The 21,714-nt window shown below is 61.3% G+C and carries 28 protein-coding genes; all 28 read right to left on the bottom strand.

The window, feature by feature from the left end:
- Positions 1–85 precede the first annotated feature (85 nt).
- Entirely contained in the window at positions 86–274 is a 189-nt protein-coding gene (locus ACYQ2U_RS14885; protein WP_459951182.1) for a hypothetical protein, read from the bottom strand.
- A gap of 91 nt (positions 275–365) precedes the next feature.
- Positions 366–1,121 (bottom strand): DNA-methyltransferase, encoded by a 756-nt coding sequence (locus tag ACYQ2U_RS14880; protein ID WP_459951181.1) that lies wholly within the window; start codon positions 1,119–1,121, stop codon positions 366–368.
- A complete protein-coding gene (locus ACYQ2U_RS14875; protein ID WP_459951180.1) occupies positions 1,078–1,284 on the bottom strand; it encodes a Com family DNA-binding transcriptional regulator in 207 nt (68 codons plus the stop codon). The genes ACYQ2U_RS14880 and ACYQ2U_RS14875 overlap by 44 nt, the downstream gene beginning before the upstream one ends.
- A 132-nt stretch (positions 1,285–1,416) precedes the next feature.
- A complete protein-coding gene (locus ACYQ2U_RS14870; RefSeq protein WP_459951179.1) occupies positions 1,417–1,608 on the bottom strand; it encodes a CrpP-related protein in 192 nt (63 codons plus the stop codon).
- Positions 1,605–2,267 carry a hypothetical protein gene (locus ACYQ2U_RS14865; protein ID WP_459951178.1) on the bottom strand — a complete coding sequence of 221 codons (663 nt, stop codon included), beginning with the start codon at positions 2,265–2,267 and terminating at the stop codon, positions 1,605–1,607. The genes ACYQ2U_RS14870 and ACYQ2U_RS14865 overlap by 4 nt, the downstream gene beginning before the upstream one ends.
- Before the next feature lie 19 nt (positions 2,268–2,286).
- A complete protein-coding gene (locus ACYQ2U_RS14860; protein ID WP_459951177.1) occupies positions 2,287–4,554 on the bottom strand; it encodes a DUF7483 domain-containing protein in 2,268 nt (755 codons plus the stop codon).
- Complete coding sequence (locus ACYQ2U_RS14855; RefSeq protein ID WP_459951176.1) at positions 4,551–5,486, bottom strand: hypothetical protein; 936 nt, start codon at positions 5,484–5,486, stop codon at positions 4,551–4,553. Before ACYQ2U_RS14855 ends, ACYQ2U_RS14860 begins: the two co-directional genes overlap by 4 nt.
- 9 nt (positions 5,487–5,495) lie before the next feature.
- The gene (locus tag ACYQ2U_RS14850) at positions 5,496–6,086 is read right to left on the bottom strand and encodes a YmfQ family protein (protein WP_459951175.1); all 591 of its coding nucleotides are present in this window, start codon (positions 6,084–6,086) and stop codon (positions 5,496–5,498) included.
- On the bottom strand, positions 6,083–7,180 hold the full coding sequence (locus ACYQ2U_RS14845) for a baseplate J/gp47 family protein (protein WP_459951174.1): 1,098 nt from the start codon (positions 7,178–7,180) through the stop codon (positions 6,083–6,085). Before ACYQ2U_RS14845 ends, ACYQ2U_RS14850 begins: the two co-directional genes overlap by 4 nt.
- Positions 7,177–7,632 (bottom strand): phage GP46 family protein, encoded by a 456-nt coding sequence (locus ACYQ2U_RS14840; protein WP_459951173.1) that lies wholly within the window; start codon positions 7,630–7,632, stop codon positions 7,177–7,179. The genes ACYQ2U_RS14845 and ACYQ2U_RS14840 overlap by 4 nt, the downstream gene beginning before the upstream one ends.
- Complete coding sequence (locus tag ACYQ2U_RS14835) at positions 7,632–8,183, bottom strand: phage baseplate assembly protein V (protein ID WP_459951172.1); 552 nt, start codon at positions 8,181–8,183, stop codon at positions 7,632–7,634. The genes ACYQ2U_RS14840 and ACYQ2U_RS14835 overlap by 1 nt, the downstream gene beginning before the upstream one ends.
- A 29-nt stretch (positions 8,184–8,212) precedes the next feature.
- Entirely contained in the window at positions 8,213–9,334 is a 1,122-nt protein-coding gene (locus tag ACYQ2U_RS14830) for a phage baseplate assembly protein (protein WP_459951171.1), read from the bottom strand.
- 1 nt (position 9,335) lies between these two features.
- Entirely contained in the window at positions 9,336–10,547 is a 1,212-nt protein-coding gene (locus ACYQ2U_RS14825; RefSeq protein WP_459951170.1) for a DNA circularization protein, read from the bottom strand.
- Complete coding sequence (locus tag ACYQ2U_RS14820; RefSeq protein ID WP_459951169.1) at positions 10,548–12,335, bottom strand: phage tail tape measure protein; 1,788 nt, start codon at positions 12,333–12,335, stop codon at positions 10,548–10,550.
- Between the two features lie 99 nt (positions 12,336–12,434).
- The gene (locus ACYQ2U_RS14815; protein WP_459951168.1) at positions 12,435–12,794 is read right to left on the bottom strand and encodes a phage tail assembly protein; all 360 of its coding nucleotides are present in this window, start codon (positions 12,792–12,794) and stop codon (positions 12,435–12,437) included.
- A gap of 1 nt (position 12,795) precedes the next feature.
- Positions 12,796–13,149: a phage tail tube protein gene (locus ACYQ2U_RS14810; protein WP_459951167.1), complete on the bottom strand. Its 354-nt coding sequence runs from the start codon at positions 13,147–13,149 to the stop codon at positions 12,796–12,798.
- Positions 13,150–13,160: 11 nt separating this feature from the next.
- The gene (locus ACYQ2U_RS14805) at positions 13,161–14,648 is read right to left on the bottom strand and encodes a phage tail sheath subtilisin-like domain-containing protein (protein WP_459951166.1); all 1,488 of its coding nucleotides are present in this window, start codon (positions 14,646–14,648) and stop codon (positions 13,161–13,163) included.
- A 12-nt stretch (positions 14,649–14,660) separates the two neighbouring features.
- A complete protein-coding gene (locus tag ACYQ2U_RS14800) occupies positions 14,661–14,867 on the bottom strand; it encodes a hypothetical protein (RefSeq protein WP_459951165.1) in 207 nt (68 codons plus the stop codon).
- Positions 14,868–14,869: 2 nt separating this feature from the next.
- Positions 14,870–15,472 (bottom strand): hypothetical protein, encoded by a 603-nt coding sequence (locus tag ACYQ2U_RS14795; RefSeq protein ID WP_459951164.1) that lies wholly within the window; start codon positions 15,470–15,472, stop codon positions 14,870–14,872.
- The gene (locus ACYQ2U_RS14790; RefSeq protein ID WP_459951163.1) at positions 15,462–15,971 is read right to left on the bottom strand and encodes a phage virion morphogenesis protein; all 510 of its coding nucleotides are present in this window, start codon (positions 15,969–15,971) and stop codon (positions 15,462–15,464) included. Before ACYQ2U_RS14790 ends, ACYQ2U_RS14795 begins: the two co-directional genes overlap by 11 nt.
- Positions 15,971–16,477: a gp436 family protein gene (locus tag ACYQ2U_RS14785; RefSeq protein ID WP_459951162.1), complete on the bottom strand. Its 507-nt coding sequence runs from the start codon at positions 16,475–16,477 to the stop codon at positions 15,971–15,973. Before ACYQ2U_RS14785 ends, ACYQ2U_RS14790 begins: the two co-directional genes overlap by 1 nt.
- A gap of 3 nt (positions 16,478–16,480) precedes the next feature.
- Positions 16,481–16,717: an HI1506-related protein gene (locus ACYQ2U_RS14780; protein ID WP_459951161.1), complete on the bottom strand. Its 237-nt coding sequence runs from the start codon at positions 16,715–16,717 to the stop codon at positions 16,481–16,483.
- 83 nt (positions 16,718–16,800) lie between these two features.
- Positions 16,801–17,871 carry a Mu-like prophage major head subunit gpT family protein gene (locus tag ACYQ2U_RS14775; protein ID WP_459951160.1) on the bottom strand — a complete coding sequence of 357 codons (1,071 nt, stop codon included), beginning with the start codon at positions 17,869–17,871 and terminating at the stop codon, positions 16,801–16,803.
- A 30-nt stretch (positions 17,872–17,901) separates the two neighbouring features.
- A complete protein-coding gene (locus ACYQ2U_RS14770; RefSeq protein WP_459951159.1) occupies positions 17,902–18,303 on the bottom strand; it encodes a hypothetical protein in 402 nt (133 codons plus the stop codon).
- A gap of 10 nt (positions 18,304–18,313) precedes the next feature.
- Positions 18,314–19,381 carry a phage protease gene (locus ACYQ2U_RS14765; RefSeq protein ID WP_459951158.1) on the bottom strand — a complete coding sequence of 356 codons (1,068 nt, stop codon included), beginning with the start codon at positions 19,379–19,381 and terminating at the stop codon, positions 18,314–18,316.
- Between the two features lie 83 nt (positions 19,382–19,464).
- Complete coding sequence (locus ACYQ2U_RS14760; RefSeq protein WP_459951157.1) at positions 19,465–19,917, bottom strand: hypothetical protein; 453 nt, start codon at positions 19,915–19,917, stop codon at positions 19,465–19,467.
- 382 nt (positions 19,918–20,299) lie between these two features.
- Positions 20,300–21,487, bottom strand: coding sequence for a phage head morphogenesis protein (locus ACYQ2U_RS14755; RefSeq protein ID WP_459951156.1), 1,188 nt, complete (start codon positions 21,485–21,487; stop codon positions 20,300–20,302).
- 2 nt (positions 21,488–21,489) lie between these two features.
- The gene (locus tag ACYQ2U_RS14750; RefSeq protein WP_459951155.1) at positions 21,490–21,708 is read right to left on the bottom strand and encodes a hypothetical protein; all 219 of its coding nucleotides are present in this window, start codon (positions 21,706–21,708) and stop codon (positions 21,490–21,492) included.
- Between the last annotated feature and the right edge of the window lie 6 nt (positions 21,709–21,714).

Here is a 21,714-nt window from a genome sequence, read left to right as displayed (position 1 = left end):
TGTAAGCCGGCGCGATTTTTGGCACTGTTTTGCGCTGCTTTTGGCACTGCCAAGATCAAAAAAAGCGCCCGGCGGGCGCTTGTCGTTACCGGGAGGCTGCGGCTGCTAAGGTGGCCTTTAGCTTCTCCTGGGCGCCGGACCATCTGCACGGCTCCGTTTTTCCTTGCTGATACTCCTCGGTCCACCGCTTAAGAATCTCGGCATCGGACCACCCTTTAGCGGCCAGGTAGCTGTAGTCGTCGGCATCAAATTTGGGGTGCATTTGCGGGGTCATGGCTGGCTCTTTCTCTCAAAAATATGACGTTGCCAGTAACGCTCCTCTAGCCGGAAGAGTCAAGTCTATCCGGCTAGGAAGCACGATATTTTTACTTCCCCGCCAGGCGATCAAGCGCCACCTGGAAGTAGTGCCCGCTGACCTCAATTCCCGTGAATTCCTTGCCCTGGGATAAAGCCGCCACCCCAGTGGTCGCCGACCCCATGAAGGGGTCCAGAATACGGGGGCCGAGGTTGGCCAGAAGCTGCTCCATCAGGGGCAACGGCTTTCCGACCTGGTGCAACTTGCCACCAGCTCGGGGAGGCACCCGGAACAGGCCGGGGGCGTAGCCTTCGCCCTTGAGTGACCCCTTGGAGCCCCAGACGAAATACTCGCACTGCGCCCTGAAACCGCCCTTGTAGGGTCGAACGCCCTCGGTTTTGTCCCAGACCCCCACCCCGCGCCAGGTAAAACCTGCCGCCTGGATGGCATCTGACGTTACCGGGAGCTGGCGCCAGTCGGTAAAGGCGATCATCAAGCCGCCATCGACCACCTGGTCATAGCAAAGCCCCATCCACAGGGCCGACCAATGCAGGTAGGCCCGCTGGTCCTTCGTATCCCCCAGGAAGTCGGGAAACTGAGTCGAGCCGTTATTGAGGTACTTATCTCCGGTGGACCGTGCCCGATCCCCCTTGGACTGGCCTCCTGAACTGTAGGGTGGGTCCGTTACCACGGCGTCAAAGCCCCCAGTCAGGCCGGGGATGATCGCCAGGCAGTCGCCACGGTACAGCTCGGCGCCAGGAAGCGTTATATGGTCTTGATTTTCAAAGAGCGGGGTCTTGCGGTTGGTGCTTTTTTTGGTGGCCACGGTGGGTCTCCTTGGATAGGGACGCTCCGTGGCGTTCTGGTTTGGGGCTCTCGGCCTTCACCTGGTGATTCAGCACCCCGCAACGGGGGCATTTGATGCTGAGGCGGGTGTAATCAGCCTCGGCGAGTTTTCTATTGCAGCTACCGCATCGTATCGTTTCCAAGTCACATGCCTATTACGTGGTAGCCTTGGCCCGCCGTCGCGACGGTACGGTGCCTTGGCCGAACGCAGGCCCTGTCTGCGGGAGGTGGCCGTTACGGGTGTTCCCGCACCCGTAACGGTCGCACCGTCTTTTTCAGCCAATTCCCTGGGCCATGCCTTCCATCTCCCAGCCAAACTCCCAATTCTTGGCCTTGGCTTGCCAGTCCTGGATGGACTCACCAGTCGCCGCCGGCATCGCCTCGGATTTGTAGTAGGGGTTGTCCAGGAGGCTTGCGCCCATTGCTCGGGCATTGGCCCCTGCTTTCTGAATCTCTTCGATGATCATGCCATCCGCTCCCCGCAGAACGCCCGGAAGCCATCCACCACCGTCTGCACCTGCTCGAAGGTGCAGGCCGGGATGAAGGAATACACCAGGCGCACGTATTCGGCCTCGATCTCCCGGGCCTTGGTCGCGGCGGCGGCGTTCTCGGCCAGCACGTAGTCGGCAAAGGCCGCGACCGATAGGCCCATGCCCATCGCCATGTGGCCCAGGTAGGCTTCCGCCGTCGAACCGTCGCGCATGATCACCGTGCCGCCGTTGCCCGCCAGGTGCGCCTGGGCGGCCTTCAGGTTCTCGGCATAGACCTCACCCACCCCGCTGGACTTGGGGAAGGTATCCAGCGCCGCCTGGCGCTGTTGTTTCACCTGGGCAATGGCCACCTGGCGCAGGCCGGCCAAGTCCTTGGGCGCGGCGTCCCAGGTGCCGTCGGGCAGCAGGCCGTGCACCCAGTAGTAACGGTCGTCCGGGTAGGCCGGGTCGGCTTCCTCGGTAATGCCCAGTTCGGCGCGGCCATCTTCGGTGAAGAGCGGGCCGGTGCCGGCGGGGTAGTGGATGCCCTCCACCCCTTCCGGCAGGCCGGCGGGGTAGATCGTGCGGGCTTCGTCGTCGGCGATGCCGTATCCCAGGGTGGGCAGGGCGAAGGGTTGGCCGTGGCGTTTGATCATGATGGGTTCTCCTTTTGATCTATCGGGCGTTGGCGTAGCGGAAGGGTTGGCCGATGGCCAGACCGACAAAGGTACTGCCTGCGTTGTTGGTGTATGTGTGAGCACCCCGCATCTTTGCGCCGGTCGAGTCGAGGTCGATCAGATTTACAGTCTCAGTGACCTCGGCGGCTGAATCATCGAAATAGATGACCTTGTCGCAGACATTGCCCTTGTTACGCACGCCATCAAAAACATGCCAAGAGGCCGTTGGCCCAATAGAGAGCTTGCGAACGTACAAGAGAGGGAGCATCGATAAATTGTCCATCGGACCATCCGTTGACCCGTTTCCCGTGTCCTTGAAGAGTTTGATGAGTTCGCCTTCGGCCAGGGCAATCCACCGATACATTCCGCTCGGCAGCGCCGCAGCCGCCGTGAAGCTATTGCTCAACATCGCGCTGATGCTGGCGTCGGCGGTCTCTCCGGCAGTGCTGTTCAGATACAGCAGCTTCCCGGCGGTCAGATCGGGGTGGTAGAAAAACCAGTTGCCCGACGTTTCACTCACCAAGATGACCACCTTGCGGGCATTGCCCAGCCCGTCCACCACCGTATCGGCGGTGCCGCTCACATGGGCCAGCCGTCCTGTCGCCACACCGTTGGCGGCGGACACCTTGAGCGAGTAGCCGACATAGCTTGTGCCCGCCAGGGCCGGGTAGGCAAAGCGCCCCGCCGTGCCGCTGGCACTGTCCAGGGCATAGCCGGGGTCGTCCGAGAAGGACCAGCGCCAGCCCTCTGCCGTCGGGTCGCGGCGCTTGACGATGTCGATATAGGCCGGCCATCCGGTGCGCGCCGCTGCCAGGGTGGCCAGGATATTGGCGCCGGAATCGGTAACGGCGGCAAAGCAGGAGGCGACGTTGGGAATTGTGGGCTTTGGGAGGTTCTTGGCGGAAAGCCCCTTATAGTCGGAGAACCCCGGAAGATAAGGCCAAGGCTGCTGTCCGAAATTGACTGAAACACTGCACCCGCCGCCACTCGTGGAGTCGGACAAAGTAAAGACGGCATTTTGGATAGAGACTGTTACAGCAGTCCCGACTTGAACACCGTCAATTAGAAATCTTACCTGATTGGTGTTTTTGTCAATCAGTGTGGATACGTTCTGATTGACTGATGGTGCCGCCAAACCAGTTTGTATTACCGATCCGTTGACCCAAATCTGACCACCGCCGAAGCCAACATAATTTGCAAAAGCTGAAACACCGTTGTTCATTACGCAGAATATTGGATCTGCGTTGATGGCATTAACGGTTGTATCAACCCGCCATTTCCCGCTCTCAGGAAAATTAATTGTTGCAGTAACTGGACCTTGTGACACTGCACCGGTATCAACTCTTAGATTCGCATTTAAATATGTATTTGCTGATCTCGAATCCAACGGATTAAATGTTGCGAAGTTATCCGTCCCGTCTGTCAGCAGGTCATAAGTCGGCCCCGGCGTGGTGACGTTGATGTTGTTCAGCGTCCAGTTGTTGCCGGTGGTGTCGGTGTCGGACTGGCTGCGGTCATAGACGATGCCGGCGGCGAAGTCGGCGGGCTCGAAGGGCAGGAAGCAGCCATTCACGCCCCAGCCGTTACGGGCACCGCCACCCGCCGCCACGGCGGCGCGGATGGCGGCTTTGGTTTTCGGGCGCCATTGCTTTGTGAGCGGATGGAACTGACCAAATACCGTAGGCGGGAGCGCCTGACCAGCGACATAGGCAAATTGCCCGATAGGGCCGTCCAGATAATTCCCGGTGTTTTCTCGCCCGATCTGAGGCGGGAAAATCGCAGCGCCCCATTGAAGATCGGTGTTTTGAGCAGGGTAGTTCGCGGTGACAAATGAAGTCTCTGGGACGCCATTAATCGAAAGAATCACGCGGCTAGATGCCGTCGCCTGTGTCGTGTCAATCTTGACGTGAATATCGATCAGTGCAGCGGGGCCGCGGAACACTCGACTCGTCGTCAAGTTCAAGACATCAACGCCGCCATTTCTTCCAATGATTCGTAAAGTGTTATCCGCCAAGAACGCAACGGTAAACACATCGGCACCGCCGTTGTAATTGGCTGCACATATTTGCTCGAGCGCGTCTAACGACCCGCGCTTATGAAGCACCCGCAGCGTCAATGTCTTTCGGTTATCGTCAGCAGCCCAAGTCAATGACAAGAATGCGGTTGCCGACCTTCGGAAGCGAAGCATGTGGGCGATGGACCCCAGCTCGTCGATGGGGTCGCCGCCGCCGGCCATCAGGAGGGGGTGAGGGGCGCCGGGGATCATGCAACGTTACTCCGCACGGAGAAGCTGATCGTGCCATCGGTCAGCACCTGGCCGACGATCTCATCCCAGGCCCCCAGGGTTTGGGTCTGGCCAGGAATGGCGCCGCTGCCGCCGACGTACTTCCAGTTGCTGGCAAAGGCCCAGTTGTACAGGGCAGCGCCGTTCTGCTGTACGCGGATGATGAAGGAGCCCCCCTTGCCTGCGCCGGGGCCGGTATAGCCATTGCCGAACGTGATGTTGCCCGTGGCCTGGCCGGTGAAGAGATTGGCCGCAGTGAAGTCCATCAGCACCGTGCCCGTGGTCGCCGGCAGCGGTGCCCATGCGCCGGACTGGCCTTTGGTCCAGATGTTGGCCTGCGCCGTGCTGACACCCACCGCGTCGACATCGACGAACATCTCGGTGGCCGATTTGGCGACACCGATATACACCCCGTTGGCCGGCGCGGTGGTCGTCATCGCGCCCGCAGTCGTCGCATCCAGGTAGTAACGGGCACCCGGGGTCAGCCCGGCAAACAACACGGCGGCGCCAATCGCATACACGTTGCCGCTGGGCACGTCGGCCACGCCGACCGCGTTCTGCTTGGCCGTGCCATCGGCAAGGGCCAGATCAAAGCGGCTGTTGGCCGAGTCCCAATACACCACCTTGCCCGTGCCCGTTACCGCAGGCGCAAAGGTGGCGTTATTGATCACCACCGCCCGCTGGCCAGATTGGACCATCTTGATGATGGCCTGGCGAAGCTGGGTGTAGTCCGCGCCATTCAGCGTGATACCAGCCCCCTCGATAACGTTGGCGATCTCTTCCTGCAAGGAATTGCAGAATGATTCATCAAGCTCCGTTGCCGGAATGCCCTCGGCTTTATTCCCATTCTTGAAACCGTCTTTCCCGGCACCGAACAGGTTGAGTACTCGATTCAATGTGCTGATCCGCTTCATGGCGTCTCCCTATACGTAGGCGAACAGGACATCCAGTTCGCAGTGATTCAACTGCTTCACGCGGCATTCCAAGGCCGCATCCCCCCAAGCAGCCAGCGGTACGTCACACGGTCCGTCGCACGTTGCAGGGAAAGTTCCGCCTGTCGCCGGCAGATTGAGCTGCCAAGCAAAGCGGTCACCCTCAGTCCAAAGAGCGGCATCGCATGGACCATCGCACAGCGCCGGCCCGTACTCTTCGATGGTCACGTCGCTGTAACCGAATTGCGCAGCCAAGGCGATGAAGTCTTGACGACTGACAACCGCAGGGCTTGCCAACTTGGCGTACACCCCCGCCTGGCGCTGGGCGATGGTCTGCTCCTCGCCAGATGCAATAACGCACGGATCAGGCAACCCCAGGGCGGCCTCCCAATCCGACAGCGTTACCACGGCATGCCTGGGATCACGCTCGGCCAGAATCAGGGCGGCAATATCATCCACGCGAGCATAGCCGTCCCCCAAGGCTAGAAGCAGCAGGGCAAGAACCGTATCCTCATCGGTAGGCCACGCCTTTCCCGGCGGCAGCAAGGCCAGTAACTGGCGCTGATAGTCCTGGGCGTTCATACCCACACCACCCCACCAAACACCGGCATATGCCCCGTCGCGGACACGATGTTGGCCGCCGGATAAACCAGCTCGCTATCCTCCTCGCCCGCTGCCAGGCTGATGGCGGCGCGCATATGACTCAGCAGCAGCACACCGCCGGTCTTGAAAACATGTGCGTCCGGGTCGTAGTAGTTGCCACCCGGCGTAGCTTCGCGGGCATGCAAGTCGATCAGCTCGGCCTCAACCGCCGACCGGACAGCGGGGGTATCGGGAGAGAGGTGGATCTGATACACCACCGCGTCAGGGATCGGGGCCAAGGCATAGAACTCCCCGCCGGGAGGACGACGAGCGTCGATATATGCCTGGACAGCCGCCACCTCCGACACGGTCGGAATGGGGCTGTCATCGTTGTCCCTCACGAAGCGCAACGTCACAGTGCCCCGCCCCAGCTCCTTTGGATACACCCAGGCCCGAGTCACCCCCGCCACTTCCTTGGCCCAACCCACGTAGTCCGGGCCGCAGCCACCCTGGGGAGGATTGCGAAGCCTGGCCAGCAAACGGGTGCGCTCCGCCGGAAACGACTCAATATCTGCGCCGCCGGTCAAGCCATCGCCAGTTGCCACTCCTGACGACGACAAACCCGATACAGGAGAGACGAAGTACAACACCGTACCGGCGTCAGCGTTACCAGCCTCACCGGGATCAACGGCCGTCACCGACAGGGACACAATGCCCCCCGCCACGGTGGCAGCATTGTCGACTAAGTACTGCGTACCATCCGAGCGCTGGAGAGCCGTATCCGCATCAACCACGGCGCCATTGGTACCAGACACCTCGACCGATCCGCTCGCGTAAGAGGCTGCAATGCGCGGTTCAGTGAGCCAGATGGCGGCATGCTCGGGCACATCCTCATCGGCGCACGTCGATGGCAGCAATCTCTTCCAGAGCTGTTCAAGGGCACCGTAAATGCCATGCTCACCCCCTGCCACCACGGTGCCCAATACATTGAGATTCTTGCGCCGTGCTTGGGCACTGGCGCCAGGAAGCCTAGCCTCGATGTCGGCCAGTTTCTGAGCAATCAACTCGGCAAGAGATGGACGGTTAAAGCTCATGCCACGGCACTCCAGAGGGAATCGATTTGATAATTCAACGTGTCTCCGCTGGGCTTGACGATCTGGACCGACAACGCCAGCAGGCCATCGCGGGGATTACTCCCCGACACGGCGACCGATGCGGCGATGCCATCCGTTACCAACCAGGCCAGCGCTTCCTCGGCAAAAAGCTCGGCATTCCGCAGATTCTCGGCGGTCTGCTTTCCCGGCCAAGTCAGCCACAAACGGCTACCAATCTTGTCGCCGATCGGCGTGGAAAAAGCATCTGCCCACCAGCCACGGCGATCCGTTGCCCCCAGGGGGAGCGTGTCGCTCTTTTCGGCGCGGCGGTCGGTAAACAGGCTCAGAATGATGGCCGTATCGAGGCCGTCGTCTTCGGCAAGGAGCCCATCCACTAGGGCCATGTCGACACCATGTCCCATGTCGATGAAGATGGATTTGATATCGGCCATCACATCTCCCTGTCAGTCTTTTCGGTTTTACCGCCCGGCACATTGTTTTCAATGTGGCGGTGATCGTTAAATTCGGTGCGCATGTCAGCCATGCTGCTTCCGCCCTCATCACAACGGTCAACCACGTCGCCAGTACATTCAAAGCGTGGCGTATCGGCGCGCACCCTCTCGGCCGCAATGAGTTCCACCACCTTGCTATTCACCCGCACCTTGTTCTCGGCCAGGATGTCGATGGTTCGGTCTGCCTTGATATGGATCAGATCGCCCTTGTGGTTGTACTGGACGGATTCACCCCCCTCCAGGGAGGCCGGGCGGTAACGCCGATCCTCAACAGAAATAAGCACCCCCTGGTCGCGGCTTCCATTGAGGGACAGGAAAACCCCCTCCGCCCCAGGCAGGGGGACCGACGAAAACCCATATTGTTGGAACCGCTCGACGGCTTCGCGCACCTCACCGGCCAGCAAGGCCATCTGAGCGCGTTGCATCTTGCCTGCGTCGTCCACGCGGGTCAGCGTTCCACGACTGGCCATCAGGCGAAGGCGACGGGACATGGGTCCGAGTAGCTTGTGGATTTCCCGGGTCACAAAATGCTCCAGTCCGCGCCCTGTTGCTTGCGGCGCTTTTCTTCCTTCTCGAACATCTTTTTGCCCAGCCGGCCACCGGCGGTGACGCCGGACAGCAAGGCAAACGCCGACGGACTGGCAATCGCCAACTGCGTTACCGTCCCACGCTCACCACCACGCTTCCAGGTGCAGCCGGCGATGAGCATATCCGCGTCAACAGCCAGGCTTTCCGATTTGACCGGGACCAGGGTATTGGGCGTCCATAGCAGGCCATTAGGTCTCGCCCACCCAGGAACCGTAACGGTCGCGCGGTTAGAGCGGCCTCTCCGAACGTTGCGTTCCCACTCGGCGCGGTCACGCATCGTTCCGCCGGAGCCATGATCCTCGGGCAGGATCACCAAGGGACGATAACGATCCACCACGTCATCCTTGGCGGTGGCAAGCACTTGAGAGGCCGCCTCACCGAAGAAGTCATCGGTAGCCTTGGCTTGCCCCTTGATGATGTACTGGCTGAACCGATCACGCCAAGAGAACCGCCCCTCGCCGGCCTCGATGTTCTCGCCCTCGATCAAGGCCGCATCCTCAATGCGATTGGTGCTGGCCCTGGTAACGACCAGGTTCCCCTCGGTGTCCGATATCAGCAATACACCCCGCAGCCGCGCAGCACGGGAAAGATTCTCGAAAACACTCTCTCCCTCCTCGATGTTCCAGCTCGGAAACGCCGAGCCAACATCAACATCCACCTTGAGACCAATGCCAAAAGGCTTGAGTAGATCGCGGGCGATCACATCCAGCTTCACGTTGTGCCACTGCCCGCTCTTGTGGATGGCCGAGCAATCCACCAAGTCGCCCGTCTTGTCGCGGCCCTGGATACGCAGCGTGTGGCTGCTGGCATCGAAAAGCGGCTCAACGTCATCGACGTAGCCGGTGATCACCGCCTGGTCCGCCAGTAGCACCTGGCAGGCATCCCCGTCCCGGATGGGGCGGCGAGTAATACTTCCCGGCCAGCGCTCCGTGACTTCCAGCGTGAAGGTGCCGGCAACCTGTTCGATGGACCGGGTCACGGAAATGTCTGTCCATCCGCCGTAATACACGCCACCAACAAGCAACTCAGCCGGGATATTGTCCGCGTCGCTCATATCAGGCTTTCAGGACATCCAAGGCCACGCCGCCGGGGACAAAGCCGGGATGGCGTACCAAGGCAGCATTGCGCGTCACGATCTCGGCGTCACGGGTCGCATCGCCATAAATCCGGTACGCCACCACCAGGGCCGGCAGGGTGCGGGCCATCGTCACCTCGGCCACGGTGCCCAGGTCCCCGCCACGGGCCGCCACGTCGCGCACCAGGGCCAGGCGCAAATTGGTCATGGTCCGATAGACCGGGTCAGGTGCATCGGCCACAACCGCGTCGATTTGCTCGACCAGCTCATCGCGCACGGCGACCGCTTGGGTATAGCTGTCAAACTCCATCGTCGATGCAGCCACCACCGACTCGATAACCGCCGCCCGCTGCACCAGGTTGTTGATGGCGATGGCGTTATTGGACTGAACGATACGTGACGACGTCCGGCGCGGAATGGCCAGGACCACCTTATCCTTCTTGCCGTACCCGAATAGCTTGCGCAGCCCGTCCAAGGCCAATGCCGGGGCAATCGCCAGGCCACGAATTCCCGCGATCAAGCCCATGATGCGCCCAGCCAGATCGGTGGGGATGCGCATGATCCCGGCAATGCCGCCGGTCAGCATCTTGGCGGCCACCAGGTAATCCGTCACCACGGAAAAATCCGGCAGCATCCCTTGTCGAATGCCGTGCAAGGAGTCCACCAGGGACCGCACCCGTTCGACGGCGGATGCTGAAACAAAGTCAGCCTCGCCGTCGACGGAGAAATTGTCCGCGAAGTCATCTGCTGCCGCTGCATTGGCCTCATCGGCGGCCGCATTGATCTGCTCGCGGGTATCGATGCGGGCGCTCGGCTCGACACTTTCCACGAATGGGATGAATTCCATCGGGAACCGTGCAACACCGCCTTCCTCCGTCGAGGATTCGGAAACCAGTACAGGCCCCGCGAGGCTGACCATGCGGCGGCCATAGTAGGGATGCACCAGCTCACCCGGACCCTCCGTATCCAGCGCCTCGATCAGGTCATTGCGCGCCAGGTCGTAGTCGTCGCCGACAACGAACCCCTCAATGCTGAAGCGCCGGGTGGCACGCCCCATATCCTCAGGCCAAGGATCATCCTTGAAGGGATACTCATGCAAAGCCACCCGACGACCTACCTGGGTCGTGGCCCGTTTTACCTGGAACGGCACACCACGAAAGGATGCCGGAAGCAGTCGGTCGCGCCAGCTCATTTACAGCACCAAAGGACCAGCATCGACATTGAGATTGACGCCCTGGGTACGGCTAGTCGCGCGGACAGATGCCACCTCGCCGGTGGGGCCGACCTTGATGTCAATCTGCCCCTTCACTTCAGCCGTCGTGTCCAGACCTTCTCGGTTACGAGCAGTCTGGCTATCGAATCTCCCCTTGAAGTCCAACCCCAGCCAGGACAGCAGCCGTTCGGCGGGGGAGCCCACGGAGTCACGAATCCCCTGGACCCGAGACTGGTCCTGGCTGGTGTCCTCGGCCCACGACTTGACACCCCACATAGCGGCGAGAGGCGCGGTCGCAAAAGCCATCGAACTGATGGCACCAGGCGCCAACCACTTGCCCCGGCGTACCGCCTCTTCCGCCGCACCACCCGCCGCGCCGCCGGCACCCGGCAGACCAGGAAAGCCGCCGCCAGGCCAATTGACGACAAATACCGGCGTCACGCCTGCCGCCGCCTCCAGCGCCTTGCCTTCAGCCAACCCAGCCGCCGTACCGCCGAACCGCTTGAGCAGCCCCTCGACGGCCTTGCCGCCATAACGGGCCGCTCCAAGAGTGCCCAGGGCCAAGGCGCCGCCGCCGAGGATCATGCCCTTGCCATCCAGGCCCAGGCCGCCGTTTTCTTTTTTGTCCAATCCCCACTTGATGAGCTGCTGGATCGTGTTGTTGATGGGCTGAGTAAAATCGTCAGCGGCCTTGCGCAGCTCAGACTTCAGACGGCCAGTCTGGTCGACGGCGTTACTCAGGGCATCAGGCAAGTCGCGCTTCAAGGTGCCGCCGGCATCACCAATCTCTTTTGAGAATTCACCGACCTTGGTGAGCATGTCGCCATTGAACAAGGTACGCAGGCCTTTGATCGTGTCCAGATCGGCCTTGCCGAAGGACTGCTGCATCCAGACGGCGCGGGCCTTGTCGGAACCCAATTTGTCGTATTGGGCCTTCATGTCCTTCAATACGGCCAGCGGATCGCGACGACTACCATCCGTCTCGAAGAAGCGCACATGGGTTCCCTGCGCGGCTTCCTTCATGTAGTTGAGATTGGTGAACAGGCGCAAGGTCGAATCGGCCAGGGTCGCCAGTCGTTCCGGCTGGCGTTCCACCATCGATAGACCTTCGATAAACCCCAGCGTCTGATTGAACCCCAGCCCCGCCGAGGCGGCATTGACCCCGACCCGGGCAAAGATGTCCGACAGGTTTTCCAGCTCCGCGTTACCCAGGCGCCCGGCCACGGTCATTTTGTCCAGCAGCTCCAGGGCAAGGCCGGGCTTTGATAGGTCGAAATGGAAAGCCGTCCCCGCTACGGTAAGACTAGCCGTCAGACGGTCTGCGGCTGCTCCAGTAACGGCAATCGCCACATTGGTGGCCTTGATCACGGGCAGGGATTCACCAAAATTCAGGCCGGACTGCACGGCGTTATTGAAGCCCTGCTGGAGGGCTTCCACCGACTGCCCGGTCTCGGCCGCCATCGAGAACAACTCCTTGCGCAGATTGACCACCTCACTGCCAGCCACACCGGCTGTCTGGCCAATTTGGTTCAGACTCTTGTCCATGCGGGCCGATTGCGCCAGCAGCGCCACGCCACCAACCCCGACACCAAGACCGGCCAACTGGCCCTTTATGCCGCCAAGGGTGTTGCGCACGGCATCGAATTCTCGCCGAGCCGTGGCGGAGAAACCCTTGACGGCCCGCTCACCCGTAGCCACGCCGCGCACGAAGTTAGACGCATCGGCGTAAAGGCGCATCCACAGGGATAAGTCACGAGGTCCGGCCATATCAGGAGGGTTTCTTTGTCAAAAGGTCCAGGTAGTACTTAAACTCGTCGGGCGGAAGGGACATAATTTCCGCCCGCGACCAACCAAAGCGCAGGGCGATCAGGGCGATTCCATCGACGAATCGTTGCCGTCGCCCAAACCGGGCTCCCCCGAGGCTTCAAGCTCCTGCTGGGCCGCCCGTAACGTGGCCCAATCTGCCGCCTTGAGCTTTCGCAACTGGCCCACCGTGAACGGTCCGTCAAAGCTCCCCACCCGGGTAAGCTGGCGAGTTAGCAAAGCAGCGGCAAAGCTGAACACATCAGCGGCCCGCGCCTCGCCCTCGGCATCGATCAAATCGCCGACGTCGTATTCACGCATCTCGAAGTCACGATGCACGGTTTCACCGACCTTGAGGCCAATGGGCAAGGTGCCGCGGGCAATCCCATTCTCGATGACGTAACGTTTTTTGGGATTTTTCATGTCAGGATTCCTCGCAGGTGGGGGCCTGGAACTTGGTTTTCACCTTGCTATCGGAAAGCTCCAGCTCTCCGCAGCACCAGGCATTGGTCAAAACGAAACTCCGACCGCTGTCGGTATCGAAGATGATGGTTTCGTCAGTGATGGCGAGAATGTCGGTCAAGCTCACGTCGTCGCCGTGGATGATCGAACACTCGATTTCCGGGATCACGGTCTCCTCGGTAAAGCCGGCCACGCCCGTATCACCAGCAATCCCGGTGCGCTTGATGCCGCCAAAGTTGCGCAGCACTGCTCCCTTTTCGCTACGAACCCGCTGGCCCTTGACGGTGATAAACACCCGGCCGGTCAGTTGCGTCATGTCGTTTCTCCTTAAAGGACGTATTGAATCGACGCGGCAAACACGTCGAACTGATTGACCACATTGGGGGAAAGGATCGCGTTCACCCGATTGACGTCGGCGAGGGAGCGCACCACCTTCAAGTCGGCCTTGAACTGGTCGTAGTCCTCCAGCAGGCCCGCCGTGAGCAGTTTTCGTCCCTCGCCGAGAAGAACGTTGGTGATCAGCTTTGGTGTGGCGATACGCTGGCCCGGCTGAATCTTCAGCAACACGTCATCCCCGGCCAGCTTGTGCTTCGGGAAGTTGCGCGCAATGCCGGTGCGGAAGGTGTAGCGCATGTAATCCACCGTCCACTTGGTGTTGAGCTTCAGCAAGCTCACGTCATCCAACCCGAAACTATCGGATTGATAGGTTGTGATCACCTGCTCCACATACACCCCACCGTCGTCACCCACATAGCAGGTGCTGATGCCGTTGTGCAGGAGCAGGTTGCGCTCTGTGGCCTGGAAACGGTCGACTTCTGCCGGAGGCAGTACATCAGGCAGAAAGATTCCTCGGAAAGGCTCGGCGGGATCATTCGCACCGGAAAACTCGATACCAGCGGCGGCCTGGGAGGCTGCCACCCAGGGCAAGGTCGGTACGCGCTGGCCGACGCCATTGATGAGTGTGCTGTGCGGACTGTTGCGGGAATCGCCCAGGGCGGCTTGTGCCGACAGATTGCCGCTCGGCCAGGCAAAGGCGTGGCCGGTGCGCATGTCCATGCCGCCGAAGCGGCTCTTCAACTCGTTTTCCAGGGCCATCAAATTGGCCGCATCGGTCCAGCCCATCACGATGGTGTAGTACTGGCCGCTGGACATGGCAGCGATGGCGTCCAATACATCGGGGTTTCCGCTGCCGCCGTGCATGGCGGTAACGGCCAGGGTGGTCCCGGCAATGGCCACGGGGTCGCTGCCGTAGTAGCCGATGCGCACGTCGATGGTGTTGCCTTCGGCGCCCTTGTGCTTGGCCGTCAGGGTGACAACCCCATTATTGGCGGCGGCCGACACCGCGAGGTCGGCGGCGTTGTTCACCACGGTCACGATGGCGTTACCAATAGCGGTGGCGCTATCGCCGACGCCAACACCAACCGGCAAGCGGATGCCGCCGATGTAAACGTAGAGGGTGGTGGCGGTAGTGGACGTCCCCGTGATGTTGATGGTGCCGGTGGCCTGCACACCCGCCGTAAGATCGTCCAGGGCGAGGGCGTAGGACTCGGTGTAGGGATTGACCTTAAGACCGGCGGTCACCATTTGGGCCAACATCGACCCCCGGCCGAAGTAATCCACGCCATCCGTGCTGCGCGTTACCCGAGTCAGCACACCGGCGGCTTTGCTACCGGAGGCGAGACGCTGCCCCAAGTACAAAATCTTGTGGGGCATGGTGGGCAAGCCGCGCACCGCCCGAGAGGGGTCGATCTCCAGGTATTGCCCAGGCACGCGCCAGTCGGTGGGGATCGTGAGATAGGTGATGTTGTCGGGCATTACGGCCTCCGTTTACTTCTTGGTGGATTTGGCAGGGGTGGCGGCGTCCTGTTCAACAACCGCTTCCTTGGGAATGTCGGACAGAGTGACCTCGCCGTGATTTGCTCGGCGAATCCACCAGACAGAACGCTCCAACACCTCGCCCTCGGGCGCCAGTTTCTTGCCGTCCTCCTTGAGCACGGCTTGATCACTGGTGGGTTTGATGAATACCTTGGTCATGGTTACTCCTCTTGCAAATGCTGTTGATCGGTCAGCGCCGGGGCGCTGGTGGTATGGTCGGAAGGATCGCCAGCCCATTTATCGTGTTCGGCGGCATCGAAGCGCGGCCCCACGTCGTAGTCGGTGCGGATGCGCAGGAAGTCGGGCAAGGCACCCATATCAACGCCGGCCAGGGGGACAGGAGCGGTGGTCTCGATGTTGACCACCGCCGCGTACAAACCGGCCTTCTCCAATTTGGCGTCCGCCATTTCGGTGGCGCTGACCGGCGACCAGATGGCACCGCCGGCCTGGGCGCAGTCCATCAGGTTGATAACCTGGTCAAGCATTTCCAGCAGACCAATTCGTCCGGCCTCGCCGTGACGGGCGGACAACGGACTGCGGCTGTTCTTGGCGATACAGGCAATCCCTGCCGATAGCACGATGCCGGCGTCCGTGATCTTGAAGCTCTTGCTCAGGGATACGTAGATGGCCGGGGCATCGACACCCATGCGCGTCACCAGGGTGTCCGACTCCAGGTCCGGCAGTACCGCAATGGCGCGCACGAATGATTTGATCGGCGCGTCCTTGAGGCAGTCGACCAGGCCATTTTCGATTTCAGGCAACATTGGAACCTCCGGCGTTATCGGCGGTTGCATTGATGCGTCGGGTCGTGGCGTCGAGCATGTCTCCGACGTCTTCTTCATTCACCCCGAGGATGGGACGAGCCGGCAGCACCACTTGGGCCTTGCTGACGAAGGCACCATTGGCAAGACGGAACCGCAGCATTCCGCCGGATCGCGCCTTGATGGTGGCACCAAAGTGCAGCGCGGCGGCATAGGGCCGATTGACGCCCCACTCTGCGTAGTCCGGCCCGACATCGCTACTGACTGATCCAGAGAGGTGGCCGTCCTTGGTCAAGGTCCGGCCGCCGGACATCTGCACCCGCAGGCTGGGTTTCCACTTCACACCATCCGGCCCGGTCTCGGTACGAAAGCGCATGCGGGTGGATGCTTCGCCGATGGTGGCGATGTCCCGCAAGGCAGGCGCCGGATTTCCGCCCAGCTTGACCAGGGCGGCCAGGGCGCCGCGCACGCGCAGATCGTCGAGGGTGATCCAGGCATCCATCAGCGCGGCCCCCGATGCGACCACACCTGGGGCGAGCTGGTGATTTCCACCGTGGCCCCCGATTGCGCAGGCACTACGGACCCGCCCGCTTCACCGACCGGCCCCAGGCTGAGACGGCCGGAAGAAATGTCACGCAGGGCGGACACTGCTTCATCGCGGCGGTTTTGGATAGTCTCGGTGACTTGGTCGTCGTAGAGGTAGTAACGGGCCAGGTCGCAAGCGATCTGCTTGACCATCTCGGGCACCACGACCAAGGGAACGGCATAGCGCGGGTATACGTAGCCATCGATACTGCTCCCCGCCCGGACCAGGGCCTGGGTCACACGCACCAGCGCCACCCCTGCCGCCGCCTGTTCCTCGGGCGTCCAGGCAGACAGGTCGCCACCTTGGGCGGCGGCCTGCAACAACTCAGGGCTCACCAAGGGCGGCAGGCTCCGGTCGGCCCGGCCGGCAATCTCGGCGGGGTCGAAGGCGGCCAGCAGCTCGGCGGGGGTGGCGTAGGTCATGGCTTATTTCTTTTTGCCAGCGGCCGTGGCAGCAGCTTCGACGGCGATGCCGTCATCGACCTCGATCTCGATATCAACCACAACGAGGCCGGGGTCAGCCTTGAGCTGTTCGACCTGTCCCTTCGTGAAGTCGGACAGCGGCACATCGGTTACCTGCTCAGACCAGGCGCGGCCGGCGCGACGGAAATTCTTGGTCTTGGCCGCGACACGCAAGCCAGGTACTTTCTTGGTTTCAGCCATCTCTATCTCCTGAAATTGATTTGCTTACCTCGCCCTGGCTGGCCACTACCAGCCAGGGATCACCGGGTCACAGGGGTTATGGGTTAAGTCGTGCCGTCAGAGCCGTAGGCCAGTTGCCACAGGCCATAGCCGCCAGCGGCCCGCGCCTCGGCGCCGAACTTGAACTTCTTCAGGTTGAAGACGTTGTCGGACTCGGGGTCGGTCTGCTTCACGAAGTCCGGGGCTTTGCGCTGCTGGTAGATGAAGGGCTTCACGGCCTTGGTGGTATCCAGCAGGAACCAGGCGGTATCGGAAGTCAGCCAATCACCCACCACCACCTCAACGGTGCCCTTGTAGGGATTCTGCTTGCCGTCTTCCAGGCGCTCGTTATTGGCCAGCACATTGGCCGTGTCTTCCAGGGCGGGCGGCACCAGCAGGATGTTGGGGCGCACACCCAGGGGACGACCTTCGTCATCCTTGAACTTGCGCATGGCGGTGCGCGCAGCACCCAGGCTGGCTTGAGCAGCGGCCAGCGTGGCGCAAGACAACGCCTTGGTGCCCTTGTTGCTGATGCTCAATACGTTGCCGGCACCATCGCCCACGGGGTGGTCGGTATCGAAGAAATACTGGCCGTCGTAGCACTTGTTGGCGAAACCGCCATTGGCCAGGGCAAAGACGATTTCGTCGGGGAGCTGCTTGGCCGACTCACCGGCAGACTGTGCCTGGGGACCATAGATGCCCAGGTTGTCATCATCGATGTCGTTCCGATCAACCTCGACGGTGGCTTCCCAGTCATCATTGGTGATGGTGTAGTTGAAAGCCTCCAGTGCCTTGACGACCTTCTCCCCCACCCACTTGCGCATACGGGGGAACTTGCCCAGCCACTTGTAATCGTTGCTGGCCGTGGTGCTGGGCACCAACATAGCAATCTTCTGCCAGGCCGAAGGGGCCGCGCTGAAAGCGTTATTGAAGGTGGTCTTGAGGCTGATGAACAGGGAATTGAGGTTTTCCTTGTTGACGATCAGACCGCCAAAGCCGACCAGCAGCAGGTGGTCAGCATCCAGCCCCAGGCCGACATGAGTAACGGTATCGGCGGCAAATGCGCCGAAGGAAGCCAGGGTGGCGGCAAATGCAGCCAACCCAAGCACGAGAATCTTGCGCAAAGACGACTTCATGAGTTTCTCCTGTGAAGTGATGGATGGGCGTTACTGCACCCAGACGCCATCGGATTCGACGCCGATGACCTTGCCGGAAGCGGAACGGGTATTGGTGCCATTGCTGGCGGCGACGGTTTCGTCATCGACGATGTAGCAAACCTTGCCCAGGCTGGCCTGGGTGACCGGGTCGGCGCCGTGGTTCTTGAACTTGAACGCCTTACCGCGACGGATTCGCACGCTCTTGGCGCCATCGGCCCCGCCCGTGTTGTCCACCGCCTCTTCGGCGCAGCCAAGGTAGGTCAGCGTGGTTGACACGGAACCGGGAGCCGCATACCCGGTAGCATTAGCCGCCACCTGGGCGCCGGCATGAATAACGGCATTGGCGGCCACAGGAACGTCGATCAGCTCACCATCCTTATGGGGCGTATTGCGATCTTGAGTCAAAGCCATGTCGGCCTCCTTATTTGGATTGGGATTCGCTGGCCAGGGTCTTGGCGTATTCCTCGGCGGACACGCCCAGCATCCCAGCCACCTTGAGTGCATCAGCCGACAGTGCCGCCGTGGCAGCGCCCGCCGGAGAATTGCCATCGGTCTGGATGGCACCAGGCACAATCACCGGGGTCGCCTTTTCCACAAAGGCTTGCAGGGCCGCGAGATTGGTCTTGCCCAGGTCACGCGCCCAGGGCTCGGTTGCCGGGGTCAGCTTGCCGGCGGAGAGCGCGGCCACGACGACCTTGTCCACTTCGGCGGCAGCAGAGGCCGCTTGCAGGGCCGCAAGCTGGGCATTGGCAGTGGCCAGCTCGGCCTGAGCGGCGGACAGGGTGGCGACGGCGACGTACTTCGCAGGGTCGGGCACGGCAGTGGCCTGGGCGGTCAAGGCGGCAACCTGTCCCTGGTGAGCGTTGTGGAGGGCCGAGAGGGCGGTCAAAGCCTCGGCCTCCGTAGCAGTCTCGGGCAAGCCGAGGGCCTTGAGCAGTTCCTTCATGGAGGGCTCCTTAGGTTGTGATGGGTCGAAAAGCAGCGAGGACAGCGTGGCCTCGGACAAGTCGGTCAAGCCGTCCAGCCCGGGGTCGTTGGTAATGGCGGCCATGCGTAACGCCAGGACTTCGCCAGAGTCCTGGTCGTAGAGAAACACGGGGGAGATGTAGCGGTAACGCTCTGACACCAGATCAGCAGCAGCCTCGGCGGTCCAGCGGACATTGACGGCCCACAGACCGTCTTCGCGCCATTCAAGGTCTTTGAACCAGCCCGCAGCAGGAGCAGGCTGGCCGTTCTTTTCTTTATGCAGGGTCTGGTGGTCGTAGTCGATCACCATGTCAGATTGGCGGGCATGAGCAGCAGCAATGATGAGATCCGCCCGCCATTGAGTAAGACTCCACTTCTTGCCATTACCAGGACGACCATCCACCGCCTGAAACTCCCCGGCGGGGATCAGGCGAAACTCGGTCGCCGGGGCATCGCCCTGGATGACCAGGGAAGATGCCAGGGCAGCAATTGCGACAGCAGTGGGTTTGCGTGTTTTCGACATGGCGCCATGTTGCCGATGGCGCACAAATAAAAACCGCTGGCAGATGCCAGCGGTTTAATGTGGAGCGAAGACCGAGGAACTACTCAGCGCGCGGGAATGAATTTGTAACCATTGGGCAGATTCAATTGCTCAACCTCGCCCTGGCAAATGGCAATGCAAGGTCTTTTCGAGATCGTCACCCCCGCATTTTTTCCAGCAGGAGAGACATCGAAGTAGCAATGATGCCCACTCGCCTTGTACTCCAAGGGTATCCGCTGGGGGCGATCAACCACCACCAGTTGAATTTCGACGGCCGACTCCCAACCCAAATCACGCTGTTCCGCCATGCGGGCCTCCCGAGGCTTTGCGCCAGTGGACTTCAAGTCATCACCATAACGCGCCAGCGCGGGGCAGGATTTCAACAAGACATCAATCCCCGCCTGGGCGGTTATTTTGTCCTTGCCCTGCACCCCGTCTGCGGGAGCCAGTACCAGCGGCGCCGCAACAGCGGCACAACAACCCGCCATCAGAATCATGGACACCCACGCCTTGCTCATCTTTACCGCTCCCCAATGGAATACAGGACCGCTATGCTACCCCAGCCCCTCAGCACCAACAAACCCCGGAAGAACCACCACTTTCCCATCACCATAGACAACCGACCATCCCGCAACCCTCCGTAAGGCACCTGTGGCGCGTTACTGGCGCGTTACTGGCCGCCGACAGCACCCGTCTGATACATCGAGGCGGCGCAGGGATGATTTAAAGGCGCCTGGGGCCGATTTTCAAAATCGATGGATAGCGAGGATCGGGCGGCGTATACTTACCAGACGGGCGCGACACGGTGACATTCTCCCGGCCGTAGCCTGGCAGCAATGCCGGTGCGCCTTGTGGGGTTGCCGCGTCAGCGGATGGGAGGCCCCACCGCCCGTCTTTGTTCTATTCCCCCTCCTTCCCCTTCTTGAGCAGCCGCCGGACCTCCCGGTCCCGCTTGGCCTTGTCCGACGACAAGCGGCGGAAGCTGGTCAAAAACGCCGCCCGGCCACTTTGGGTGGCCTTGACCACCGTCACGTACCCTTCTTCCTCCAACAGGAACAGCATGGCCTGGTCGGACTCGCGTACCGACTGGCCACGCTCCAGGGTGTCTTGCACGTAGGCATACTCGGCATCGGCCAGCTCTGGATGACGTCGCGCCTGCTTTTCCATCGTGGCCGATGACAGCCGAACCACGTCGGTCTGTAACGCCATCGCGGCGACATGGCCAGGCGGCAGCACGCCGATGGGCCAGTCACCGGCCGGCGCCGCCTTCCAGGCAGCAAAGGCGTCGCCGGCCAGGTTGCGGGCAGCACGGGAACGCAGATCGGATGGCAGGGCTTCCAGCTTGGCCGCCAGATTGTCCACCAGGGCGGCCCGGCGACCGCCTGGCGGGTAATTGAAGGCCGGGTCCACGCCTACGGGCACTTGCTGGGTTTCGCCGGTGCGTTTGTTGGTGTAGTCGGCGTAGCGTTCGGCGGGCGCCGTGCCCACCTTGAGCCCCTGGCGGTCGATCTGGCGCTGACCGACCTGGACAACCCGACACTTGCACCCCCAGGCCCGGACCGGGTAGTGGGACTGCCACCAGGTATCGTCCACCGGCAGGACCAGCCCATCCCAGGCCGCGTGTTCCTTGCGCTCATGAGCGCTGGGCGTATGGTCGTACATCAAGTAAGGCAGGGTTTCCTTACCCGCCTGGATGCGCTGCCATTGCCCTTCGCTATGGGCGGTACGCAGATTGGCGTCGTAGATGACTTTGAGACGGCGAGGGCTGCCGAGCTGGACATCCTTGGTCTCGCCCGTTACCGGGTCGGTCATTTCCTTGCGGCCCCACCAGCCCTTGTTGACCAATAGGGGCTTTAGGTTGGCGCGGAAGTCCTCCAGGGTGGTGCCGTTGGTGATGGCGTCGTCCACCGCTGCCCGGATGTCCCGCAGCAGATCCATTTGCATGGCCTTGGCCACGGTGAAGGCGGCCTGGTGTTCCTGTTGCCATACGTCGCGGTGGTCGAAACCGATCTTGTAACCCTTCTGCTGAAAGAAGGCCACGGCCTCCTTGGGAATGAGGGGCTTTAGTTCGATGCGCGGGGCGGACATGGTCAGCCTTTTGCTGACATTTCGGCACCGATTTCAACCAAGATCGCATCTTGTGCTTGGCTCCGTGTTTTGCCAAAGTTGAACCACACATGCTCCCCTGGCTCTTTGACCGGGCAATCGGTTTGAATCTTCCCTTTCTTTGCCCAGGCAGTAAATCCAAATTTCCCGCGAGCCGTTGCCACCTCAAAATCTCCGTGCCCCGTCACCTCAACGTCTTGCATTTCGCA

The organism is Denitratisoma sp. agr-D3 (genome assembly GCF_054658675.1).
The sequence above is the reverse complement of the archived record's forward strand: the minus strand, read 5'-3'. Positions and strand labels throughout refer to the sequence as shown.